At 66.7% G+C, this 11,282-nt stretch carries 8 protein-coding genes; 7 read left to right on the top strand and 1 reads right to left on the bottom strand.

What is annotated here, in order from left to right; translation table 11 throughout:
* Nucleotides 1-177: 177 nt before the first annotated feature.
* The 5 genes from I55_RS10850 to I55_RS39000 all read left to right on the top strand — a co-directional run bounded on the left by I55_RS10850 (nt 178) and on the right by I55_RS39000 (nt 7,525).
* Nucleotides 178-759 (top strand): hypothetical protein, encoded by a 582-nt coding sequence (locus I55_RS10850; RefSeq protein ID WP_148293674.1) that lies wholly within the window; start codon nt 178-180, stop codon nt 757-759.
* A 235-nt stretch (nt 760-994) separates the two neighbouring features.
* Nucleotides 995-1,531, top strand: a complete 537-nt coding sequence (locus tag I55_RS10845; RefSeq protein ID WP_044560562.1) for an RNA polymerase sigma factor — start codon at nt 995-997, stop codon at nt 1,529-1,531.
* On the top strand, nt 1,497-2,552 hold the full coding sequence (locus I55_RS10840) for a FecR domain-containing protein (RefSeq protein ID WP_159107162.1): 1,056 nt from the start codon (nt 1,497-1,499) through the stop codon (nt 2,550-2,552). Before I55_RS10845 ends, I55_RS10840 begins: the two co-directional genes overlap by 35 nt.
* A gap of 199 nt (nt 2,553-2,751) precedes the next feature.
* Nucleotides 2,752-5,682: a TonB-dependent receptor gene (locus I55_RS10835; RefSeq protein WP_049974017.1), complete on the top strand. Its 2,931-nt coding sequence runs from the start codon at nt 2,752-2,754 to the stop codon at nt 5,680-5,682.
* A 115-nt stretch (nt 5,683-5,797) separates the two neighbouring features.
* On the top strand, nt 5,798-7,525 hold the full coding sequence (locus I55_RS39000; protein WP_044560561.1) for an enoyl-CoA hydratase-related protein: 1,728 nt from the start codon (nt 5,798-5,800) through the stop codon (nt 7,523-7,525).
* Nucleotides 7,526-7,592: 67 nt separating this feature from the next.
* Here I55_RS39000 and I55_RS10825 read toward each other — a convergent pair whose 3' ends face one another.
* Nucleotides 7,593-9,041 (bottom strand): amino acid permease, encoded by a 1,449-nt coding sequence (locus tag I55_RS10825; RefSeq protein ID WP_083901013.1) that lies wholly within the window; start codon nt 9,039-9,041, stop codon nt 7,593-7,595.
* A gap of 612 nt (nt 9,042-9,653) precedes the next feature.
* Here I55_RS10825 and I55_RS10820 point away from each other — a divergent pair.
* The gene (locus tag I55_RS10820) at nt 9,654-10,646 is read left to right on the top strand and encodes a hypothetical protein (RefSeq protein ID WP_044560560.1); all 993 of its coding nucleotides are present in this window, start codon (nt 9,654-9,656) and stop codon (nt 10,644-10,646) included.
* A 63-nt stretch (nt 10,647-10,709) separates the two neighbouring features.
* The gene (locus I55_RS10815) at nt 10,710-11,234 is read left to right on the top strand and encodes a MarR family winged helix-turn-helix transcriptional regulator (protein WP_083901012.1); all 525 of its coding nucleotides are present in this window, start codon (nt 10,710-10,712) and stop codon (nt 11,232-11,234) included.
* The last annotated feature ends 48 nt before the right edge of the window (nt 11,235-11,282 follow it).

The following is an 11,282-nucleotide window of genomic DNA, read 5'->3' as shown; positions in this document are numbered from 1 at the left end:
CGCCTTCACCGGATTGGCGACGCGTCCACCACAAGCGCTGAGCCCGATCAATAATGCGGAGGCGAACATTATATTTATGGGCGGTGAACGCAAGAAATAAAAACCGTTTGCTTTATTGTTGTTTGGTTTCATATTCGCACCGTTGGCAAGAATGCATATAACGTATGGGGTGTGATCTTGTTCGTCAATACCTTAAGGGTTATCCGCTTGGGGGTGGCTGTTGCCGTGGTCGCGTCGCTGTCGGCGTGTGGGTCCGGCCCGCGCGTCGGGGCCATGACGGCGCCTCTCGATCCACAACATATCGTGGCCGCCACCTCGCCCTTGCACGCGGCAGTGCAGGTGACGGAAGTCATTGGTGGCGATAAGAACAATCGGAAATGGGGGACCACCGTCGACAATGACAAGTTCAAACAGGCCCTGGAGCAATCGCTGTCCCTGCAAGCGGTGATCGCGCCCAGTGGGGCGGCCAAATACAGCGTTAACGCGGAACTTGTCGAATTGCATCTCCCTTGGGCCGGCTTTGATGTCACCGTCACCAGCAAGGTGCACTACGTTGTCACGCGGCTGGACGACAAGAGCCTGACGATGAACAAATTGATCGAAGCGTCCTACACCGCCAATTTCTCTGACGCGCTGGTCGCCGTGGAACGGGGGCGCATCGCCAGCGAGGGCGCGGTGCGGGAAAACATCAAGTCATTCATCGCCACGTTGGCGGAGACGGTTCAGGCCGGCCCATCCCAGGTGGGGGCCAGCCACTAAGGCCTCCACTATAAGGCCGTTCGCGGCCCGGGGATGGTTATGTCGCCCCGGGCCGCGCTCAGCGGCCAATTCCTAAATTTTCATGACAGATGGCTTGGTTCATCAGCGCCGCGCATCTAATGCCCGAAGCTTGAATGGGCGCGGGACCGATGTTGAAATCAGCGAAGCGGATAGCGGACGAGCGGGCCCACTGGCTGGCCGTGAACATCGTCCCGCATGAGCCGGCGTTGCGCTCCTGGCTCAAGGGCAAAGGAAGGCGTCCCTGCATTTCGACGTCGACGACGTGGTGCAGGAGACCTACGCCATCCTGGCCACCAAGGCGTCGGTCGACGCCATCAACGATCCCAAGACCTATGCGTTCCAGGTGGCCTACTCCGTCATCCTCCAGCAACTGCGCCGTTCCCGCGTGGTGCCCATCACCGCCGTGGCCGATATCGGCACGCTGGAGACGGTGATGGACGAGCCCTCGCCGGAGGACACGGTGCTGGCCCGGTTCGAACTGGAGCAGGTGCGACGGGCAATCGACGCCCTGCCGCGCAAGACACGCGCCGCCTTCGTCATGCGCCGGGTGGAAGGGCTGTCGCAGCAGGAAATCGCACGGCGCCTGAACGTCTCCGAGCACACCATCCAGAAGCACGTCGCCCGGGGAATCAAGCTGCTGCTGGCTCAGTTCAGCCGCGACGGCGGCCAGGGTGCTTCGAAGGTGGCGGATAATAAGAAGACAGGGTTGGTGGAGCGTGATCACGCACAGGCCAAGCGCAAAATCCATTGATGAGGTGGCGGCCCGCTGGGTCGCGCGCCTGGATGGCGACGCGCTGACAGGGGCCGAAGAGGCCGAGCTGGCGGCGTGGTTGGAAAGCGATACCCGCTGTGTCGGCGCGTTCGCCCGCGCGCAGGCCTACTTCGTCAGCCCGCGCGTGGAGCTGGCCATGCGCATGCTGCGCCGCCCGCTGCCACCCACGGTCGCCAACTGGCCAGGCGGGGGGATGCCCCGCCGGGCGCTTCTGGCTGGCGCGTTGGCATCGGTGGCGGGCGCGGCATTCCTTATCCGCCGTCCACCGCCGGCGCCAGGCCGTCGTTATGTCTCGGAGTTGGGGGAGGTGCGGCGCATTTCCTTGCCCGATGGCTCCCAGATCACGTTGAACACCGACAGCGTGGTGGAAGTGGACTACCGCGAGGACTGCCGGCAGGTGCGCCTGCTGCGTGGCGAAGCCTATTTCGAGGTCGCGAAGAACCCGCAGCGCCCCTTCGTCGTGGTGGGCCCCAAGGCGCAGGCCCGGGCCGTGGGCACCGCCTATGCCGTGCGGCTGGCGGACCAGGGCGGCGGCATGCGGGTGCAGGTTACCAGTGGCCGGGTGGCCGTGGAACTGCCACTGCCAACCCCGCCCGCCGGCGCATGGGAGACGCTGGAGCGGCTGTGGACGCCCTCCACGGGCGCCGCCAGCGGCACGTACGTCACCGCCAACCAGGAGGCGGAGGTGCGTATTGGCCATGGCGTGTCCGGTGCTGAGGAGATGCAGGTCTCCTTGCGTGACGTGCCGGGCGGCGCCCTGAGCCGCAGCCTGATGTGGCGGGAGGGGCTGTTGTCTTTCGAAGGCGTGACCCTGGCGGAGGCGGCGGCCGAATTCGCCCGTTATTCCGCGCAGAAGATCACCGTCAAGGGCGCGCCCGCGCATGAGCGCATCTCCGGCCTGTTCTCCGCCACCGACCCTGCAGGCTTCGCCCGCGCCATCGCCCAGGGACTGCGCATCAAGATGAAACGGGAAGGGGATCTCCTCATCCTTTATAAATAAGGCGTAAGCGGAATGGCGTGCCGGTGCCATCAAGTTGAAATGGCCCCCTCATTTAAAAATGAAGAGCAAGGCGCACAAATATAAAACTTTCATTACGGATGGCTTGGTTTGATGTCGAGAATAATCTAAGGAACGTGAGGGCGTTGAACGCCCCGCTTCAGCCAATCACCGCACTGATATTGGTGGGGAGTCAGTGATAATGTCTAAGTTCTTGCGACCGGCGCTGCTTTGCGGCGCGGCGTCCCTTGTTCTTGCGCTCAGCGCGCCGGCCGTGGCGCAGACGCGCAGCTTCGACCTGCCGGCCCAGCCGGCGGTCAGCGCCATTCCCATGTTCGCCAAGCAGGCCGGCATCCAGATCGTGGCGCCGGCGGGCCAGTTGACGGGCATCACCACCCAGGCCATCCATGGTGAGCTGGACCGCAAGAAGGCCCTGGCCACCCTGCTGCAGGGTACGCCCCTGGTGGTGTCGTCCGACGACGGCACCGTTGTGGTGCTGCAACTGGCGCAGCCCGCCAAGGTACCGGCGGCGCCCAAGCCGCAGGCCCGCGAAGACGATGACCTGCAGGAGATCGTCGTCACCAGCTTCCGCGAGAGCTTGGCCCAGGCCAAGGCCATCAAGCGCGACGCCGTGGGGTCGGAGGAGGTGATCGTCGCGGAAGACATCGCCGCGTTTCCCGATCTGAACCTGGCGGAATCGCTGCAGCGCGTGCCTGGCGTCACCATCAACCGCGATTCCGGTGAGGGGCGGCAGATCACCCTGCGCGGCCTGGGCCCGGACTTCACCCGCACCCAGCTGAACGGTATGGAGGTGCTGGGCAACACGGCGTCGGGCATGGACAACCGCGGCGCCGTCAGCCGCACCCGCAGCTTCGACTACAGCCTGTTCGCGTCGGAGCTGTTCAACCGCGTGACCATCCAGAAATCCTACGCCAGCGAACAGGATGAGGGCGGCATCGGCGGCACGGTGCAACTGAGCACCGCCAAGCCCTTCGACTACGACGGCTTCAAGGCCGTGTTCTCGGCCAAGGGCCAGAACAACAGCAACACCGACAGCGTGACGCCCCGCGTGGTGGGCCTGATCTCCGACCGCTGGGGCGACTTCGGCGCCTTGGTGTCGGTGGCCTACAGCACCAACGACAGCAACGAGTACGGCTACCGCAACTGGGGCTGGAACCAGATCAAGGTGAACCCGGCCAACATCGGCCCGGGTGTCAGCGCCGAGGACGCGGCCAAGATGGCGTCCGGCACCATCTATGCCCCCCAGGCCGACACCTATTCCACCTGGTTCGACCACCGTACCCGCCTGGGCAGCACGCTGGCCCTGCAGTATGAACCGGAGAGCGGCCTGAAGCTGGGCTTTGACGCCCTGTACAGCCGCCTGACCAACGACCGCCAGAACTACGCCATGGCCGCGGGCGGCAGCAATGCCCTGACCGGCAACGTCTCGGGCACGCAGATCCTGCAATCGGCCGTCATCCAGGGCAACACCCTGGTGGCCGCGCGCTACACCGGCGTGGACATGCGTAACGAATACAACACCGAGACCGACAGCACCGACTTCTACCAGATGGCGTTGCACGGCTCCGACCAGGTCACCGACCGGCTGCTGGTCAAGGGCATGGTGGGCTATTCGCGGTCGGACTATGAGTTGCCGCACTTCGACAAGGTGTTCCTGGAGGCGAAGAACAAGGGCATCGGCTTCGACGACCGCACCACCATGCCGGTCAACACCTACAATTTCGACCCCACCGACCCGTCTCTGTGGAACCTGATGCGCCTGGATTCCCAGGCCAACAAGATCGTCAACTCCTACAAGACCGGCAAGCTGGACGTCGAATACGCCCTGGCCGAATCCTCCACCATCAAGGCCGGCTTCGAATACAAGAAGTTCGAGGACGAGGGCGCGCAGTACAACAACAAGGTCTTCTACAACGTCCCCGCCGACCGGGCGGTGCCGGCCGATGCCAAGTACCTGGTGCCCTACGACACGCTGGTGCCCTACATCGTCGGCGACGTGAACAGCATCTACAAGTACATCGGGCAGACGCGCGACATCATGACGGCGGCCTTCCTGTCGCCGGGGTCCGACTATCGCGTCACCGAGGAGACCAAGGCCGGCTATGTCCAATACGACCTGGACACCACCGTCTTCGACCGCCGGCTGAAGGCCAATGCGGGTGTGCGCTACTACTCCACCGATCTGGTTTCCGCCGGCTCCATCAATTCCGGCGGCAGGCTGACGGCGGTGTCGGTGCCGCACACCTACAGCGGCGTCCTGCCGTCGGCCAACCTGGCGTATTACGTGGAGCCCGACCTGGTGGCGCGCGTCAGCGCCAACCGTAACATCAGCCGCCCGGCCCTGTCGGATCTGGCCGCCGCCGGCACCATCACCACCGCCCCCTTCGGCGGCAGCCTGACCATCGGCAACTCCAACCTGAAACCCTTCACCGCCGACGCGGTGGAAGGCTCCCTGGAATATTACGACGGCAAGGTCGGCTATGTGTCGGTGGGCGCCTTCTATAAGAAGCTGAACTCCTTCATCAGCTCCACCACGGTGGTGGAGCCTTATTCGGCCACCGGCTACCCGCTGTCCTTCCTGCTTCCGGGGCAGACGGGCAGCATCCCCTACAACGTGTCCCAGCCGGTGAACGTCTCCGGCGCCAGCATCACCGGTGTGGAAGTGGCGGTGCAGCGCGACTTCGACTTCCTGCCGGAACCGTTCAATCATCTGGGCATGCTGGCCAACGGCACCTTCGCCGACGGCAGCTCCCCCGCCATCATCGGCGGCAAGACGGTGGACCTGCCGCTGGTGAACCTGTCGCGTTTCTCGGCCAATGCCACGCTGTACTATGAGACCGAGACCTGGGGCGTGCGCATCTCCGAAGCGTATCGCGGGCAATACCTGAACAGCATTGGCGGCAACGGCAATGTCGGCGAGGGCTATGAGCCGACGAACAACGTCGACTTCTCCGCCCACTACAACGTCACCCCCCATATCAAGGTCACGCTAGAAGGCCTGAACCTGACCGATGAGCATATCGTGCAGTTCACGGATTTGGCGGCCCATCGCATCGAGGTCAACACCTCCAGCGGGCGGACCTTCCTGTGGGGCGTGACCTGCGAATTCTAAACGCAATCAAGGCGGTTGGGTTCTGGTACCGGGCGTCGGCGGCATCACCGCCGGCGCCCGTTTCCGCGTCCTTTTGCGACTTGCCGGCGGTTGGAAGGCTGGGCACAGTGGCGCGATGACCGCCACCCACACCCCCCTGCACCTGCGTCTGGAAGACGACGGCATCGCCATCGCGACGCTGGAGGCGCCGGGCCGCGCCAACTTGCTGGACGACGCCCTGATCGCCGCCCTGGACGAACTGGCGGAGGTTCTGGAATCGCGGGAGGAGGTGCGAGGCCTCATCATCACGTCGGCCAAGGGCCACTTCTTGCTGGGACGGGAGCCGCTGGGCCTGTTGGCGCTGGCCGACGCGGCGCCCGGCCTGTCGGACGACGGCCTGCTGGCCGCCATCGCCCCCTACGGCGATGCCTTGCGGCGGCTGGAGGGGGCGGCCAAGCCCGTGGCGGCGGCGCTGACCGGTTCGGCCCTGGGGCCCGGGTTGGAATTGGCCCTGGCCTGCGGCTATCGTGTGTCCAGCGACCATCCCGCCACCCGCTACGGCTTTCCCGACCAGCGCCTGGGCCTGATGCCCATGGCCGGCGGTACCCAGCGCCTGCCCCGCCTGCTGGGGTGGGTGGGGGCGCATGACCTGCTGTCGGGTGGGCACATGGTGACGGCGGCGGCGGCGCTGGAATTGAAACTGGTGAACGAGGTGGTGCCGGCGTCCCATGTGCGCTCCGCAGCGCTCGCCTGGGTGCGCGGCCGCCTGGCCGACAGGGGCGAACCGCCCTTCATCGTCGCCCACAAACGCAAGCCCATCGCCGTGGCCTCCGCCACCGCCGCCATCGAGACGGCGGTCAGCCAGGGCCTCAGCCTGTCCCTGGACGAGGGGCTGGGCCTGGAGCGGGCCCTGGCCGCCGGCCTGTTGCGCCGGGGGGAAGTGGCGGCGCTGGTCCGCACCCTGGTGGTGGCGAAGGGGGAGGCGGACAAGGCCGCGTGGCGGCCGGCGCTGCCCACGGCGGAACTGGCGCGCGTGGCGGTGCTGGGCCGGGGGCCGGCGGCCGAAGCCGTGGCCCTGGCGGCGCGTCGCGCTGGCCTGGATGTGCACGGCGTGGCCGATGCCGAGGAGCTGGAGGAAATGAGCCCGGAGCATCTGGGTGGGCGCAAGATCGAGATTCTGTTCGACGCCACGCGCGAGGACCTGGCGACGAAGCGCGCCCTGCTGGCGCGGGCGGAAGCGGTGCTGGGCGACGATACGCTGTTGGCCCTGACGGGGCCGCGCCTGCGCGTGGGCGCCGTGGCCCAGGGCTTGACCTGGCCGGACCGCCTGGTGGGCCTGCACCTGCCGGCCGAAGGCGGTGTGGCGGAGGTGGTGGCGGGACCGGCGACGTCGGCGCCCGCCTTGTCCATCGCGGTGGACGCCGCTCGGCGCCTGGGGCGCACGCCTTTTCGGGTGGAGGATGGCGAGGGCCGTTATCTCGCCCGGCTGGCGGCAGCCTATCTGCGCGCTGGGCTCGACATGGGCCCCACCGTGGGAGCGGCGGACGTGGATGCCGCCGCGCGGTCCGCGGGCTTGGCGGAAGGGCCGTGGGCGTTGGCGCGCCGCCTGGGCTATGCCACGGTGACGGATTTGGTGGGGGAGGAGGGGGCGGTTCTGGTGCTGGCGGCCCTGAAGCGGCCGCCGGACGATCCCGCCCCGACCGATGCCGGCCAGCGCCTGCTATCGGCGGTTCGGACAGCCGTGGTGCAGGCCCTGGCCGAGGGGTTGGTCAACGACGCGGGGGCCGCCGACCTGATGGCCGTCCTGGGTTTCGGATGGCCTGCCGCCACCGGCGGTCCCTTGGGCAGCTACGCCCGGCGTTGAACGCACATGAAAAGGGCCCGGGCGATCGTACCGCCCGGGCCCTTTCGATTCACGTCGCAGCCCGAGATCAAGCCGCGCGGCGGCGGCTGTAGCCGAAGTAGACGGCGAAGCCGATGACCATCCATACGATGAGACGCAGCCAGGTGTCGCCCGGCAGGCCGTACATCAGGTAGCCGCAGACCAGCACGCCCAGGGGGCAGACCAGCCAGAACAGCGGCGTCTTGAACGGGCGTTCCATCCGCGGCTGGGTGATGCGCAGCACCAGGACGCAGACGCAGACGATGGCGAAGGCCAGCAACGTGCCGATGGAAACCAGCTCACCCAGGATGTTGATGGGGAACAGGCCGGCCAGCACGGCGGCCAGCACGCCCGTCACCACCGTCGCCACGTAGGGCGTGCGGAAGGTGGGGTGCACCTTGCCCAGGGGCGCGGGCAGCAGCTTGTCGCGCGACATGGCGTACAGCACGCGGCTCTGGCCCAGCATCATCACCAGCATGACGGTGGTCAGGCCGGCGACGGCGCCGATGTCCACGGGCAGGGCCAGCCAGTGCAGCTGCCGAACGTTCTCGATGGCGACGACCACGGGGTGGGGCACGTTCAGTTCGGTGTAGGGCACCAGGCCCGTCAGCACCAGGGCCATCAGGATGTACAGGATGGTGCAGAACACCAGCGAGCCCAGGATGCCGATGGGCATGTCACGCTGCGGCCGCACCGCCTCCTGCGCCGTGGTGGAGACGGCGTCGAAGCCGATATAGGCGAAGAAGATCACGCCGGCGCCCCGCAACACGCCGCCCCAGCCGTAGTGGGAACCCTTGTCGTCCACCACCTCGGGGGGGATCAGGGGCGACCAGTGGGCCGGCACCACGTAGAACAGGCCGAAGCCGATGACCAGGAACACCACCAGCAGCTTCAGCACCACGATGGCGCCGTTGACCCGGGCGGAATTGCGGATGCCCATGTACAGCAGCGTGGTGATCACACCAACCAGCACCACAGCCGGCAGGTTGATCAGCGCCCCCGTGGTCTCGAAGTGGAAGCCGTTCACGACCGTCAGCGGGGCGGAGGTCAGGGCTGGTGGAATGACGATGCCGATTTGTTTCAGCAGATTGACGAAGTATCCCGACCAGCCCACGGCCACGGTGCCCGATGCGAACAGGTATTCCAGCGCCAGATCCCAGCCGATGATCCAGGCGAGGAACTGGCCCACCGTGACGTAGGCGTAGGTGTAGGCGCTGCCGGCCACAGGCACCATGGCCGCGAACTCGGCATAGCACAGGCCGGCGAACAGGCAGGCCGTGGCCGCCAGCACGAAGGACAGGACGATGCCGGGGCCGGCGTACTGGGCGGCGGCGGAGCCGGTCAGGACGAAGATGCCGGCACCGATGATGGCGCCGATGCCCAGGGCCGTCAGGCTCCAGGCGTTCAGGCTGCGCGCCAGGGTGGGACTACTTTGGTCGCCGTCACCGTCGGTGCGGGCCTCGTCGATAGTCTTCTTCGTCCAAAGGCTCAAAACCACCTCTCCCGTATCTCGTCCCAACCGGTGGCGGGCGGTTTCCGCCCTGGCGCTACCGGTATGATGTGATGCCCCGCGTATTGCTTGGATGTCGATGTACCCGCTGGCGGGGGCGCTGTCACCTTAAACGGCGACCAAAAATGTTGATGGGACTAGCTTTCCCGCAAACGGGGCCTTTCCGACAGGATTTTGCGCGCCGGTGGCGCCATCCACCCCAGTCGCCGCCGCCTGTCCTGGTGGCCTAGTCATTTCGTGCGCGTCAGCCCGCCAGGCCAATGGGATCGGTTCCGAAACGATTTCGTTGAATTGACACCCGGGTCCCAGCGGCTGGATGATCATTATACGCGGTCGCCCGGCCAGCTCCGTCACGCTGCGGTGCGGAAACGGTGTGGGGCCATACTCCGGGGGCGTCATTCCAGCATCGCGAGTCCGGCCGGGCTTGGTCCGTGCCCGAAAGGACGGCCGGCGTCGGCCCGTTCGCGCCGGGGTAGCCCTGACCCTATGCGAATGCGCGGTCAATAGGATTGGGAAGGCCTGGGTCCGCCTGATACCATCCCTTGTATTTCCTTTGGTATTGGCGGTTCGGCCAATCCACCCCCTGGAGTTCCCCCGACCTTGCGTGCCGATGCGACCAATCCCTGGAAGAAGCAGCCCGACAAGGGCCAGCTCTACACCCGCATCATCGGCGACATCCGGCAGTTGGAGCAGTCTGTCGCCGCACTGCAGCGCACCTGTCAGATGGTGGCCCGCACCAAGGAGCTGAACGCCTTCCGCAAGCTGTGGGTGGAGGTGGGCGACACCCTGTCCTTCATCACCGTGCTGGCCTCACGCGGGGAAAGCCTGGATGAGACCAAGCGTCCGGCCACGCTGATCCGCCTGGCCCAACTGCGCCAGACGGTGACGGAACTGCACATCCGTTCGGTCGAGCCGGTGTTGCAGGCCATCGTGGACCGGGATGAGCCCATGGGCCTGGGCACCGGCTACGTCATGGAGAAGTGGGTAAGCCACCTGGATGTGACGGGGCAGGAGGTGGCGCAGGCCGTGGCCGACCTGGAACGCCTGCACGTCGAGGCCCAGCGCGCCGCCGAGCTGGCGGACGTGGCGCCGGCCGGGGAGGCGGCGGCCCCGCTGCTGAAGCGTGACGCGGTGGAGGCGGCGTACGAGGCGGCCATGGCGGGCTATGGCCGCCTGGGGGGCGCCATCGCCCGGTCCCGCGTGCTGGCGCTGCATATCACCCAGTCGGCGCCGGCGTTGCGCGACTTCACCAATGACCGCCAGGAACAGACGGTGCGGGCCTATCTGCGCGGGCCCAACGATGCCGCCCTGCCGGCTCCGGGCGCGGGCGGCGCTTCCGGCACGCTGTACCTGACCCGGAAGGAAGGCAAACTGTACGTCGATCCGGAGCTATCCGCGGATGCCGTCAAGTCGCTGCGCGGCGGCGGTTACATGGAGGACCTGTCCCGCCGCGTCGACCTGCCGCGCCATAAGCTGACCACCCTGCTGGCCGGCCGCGACGGCATCAACTTCACCTTCCTGTCCAAGCTGAAAAGCGGGGTCGAGGGCATCACCGGCCCCAATGGCGTGAAGGTCGAGGTGCTGCAGGTGTGATTCCCCGGGGGCGGACGAAACGTCGGTTGCCTCCACCGCCAAGGTCTGTCCCTATTAGCCGCCATGACCACACCCCTGAACGATGACGACAAGCCGTTGGAGGGCGTCGCCGCCTGCGGCCCCGATGCCGCGTCCGCCGGCCCCGGCAACCCGCTGGACCTGGACCGGCAGCTGTGTTTCGCCCTCTATCAGGCCACCAACCGTATCACCCGGGCCTACCGCCCCTTGCTGGACGCCCTGAGCCTGACCTATCCGCAATACCTGACGCTGATGGTGTTGTGGGAAGGGGCTCCCCTGACAGTGGGGGAACTGTGCGCCCGCCTGGATCTCGACTCCGGTACCCTGACCCCCCTTCTGAAGCGGATGGAGGCGGCGGGCCTGCTGGCGCGCCGGCGTGACCCATCGGATGAACGACGGGTGCTCATCGACCTCATGCCGTCGGCCTGGACGCTGCGGGAAAAGGCCGTGGCCATCCCCGGCGCCATGTTGTGCCGCCTGTCCGGAGATGTACAGGAAGTGACCCTGCGGGATCTGGCCGACCTGCGCGACCGTCTCCACCGCCTGTCCGCCGCCCTGGGCGAGGGATAACTCAGCGCTGGGGCACCAGCTTGATCTCAAACAGCTGGGCCAACGCTG

The organism is Azospirillum sp. B4 (assembly GCF_000333275.1).
In the GTDB taxonomy this organism is placed as follows: domain Bacteria; phylum Pseudomonadota; class Alphaproteobacteria; order Azospirillales; family Azospirillaceae; genus Nitrospirillum.
The sequence above is the reverse complement of the archived record's forward strand: the minus strand, read 5'-3'. Positions and strand labels throughout refer to the sequence as shown.

Coding starts and splice junctions, on each gene's coding strand:
- I55_RS10815 (WP_083901012.1), top strand. CDS start 10,710: ATGACCACACCCCTGAACGATGACGACAAGCCGTTGGAGGGCGTCGCC.
- I55_RS39000 (WP_044560561.1), top strand. CDS start 5,798: ATGACCGCCACCCACACCCCCCTGCACCTGCGTCTGGAAGACGACGGC.
- I55_RS10835 (WP_049974017.1), top strand. CDS start 2,752: ATGTCTAAGTTCTTGCGACCGGCGCTGCTTTGCGGCGCGGCGTCCCTT.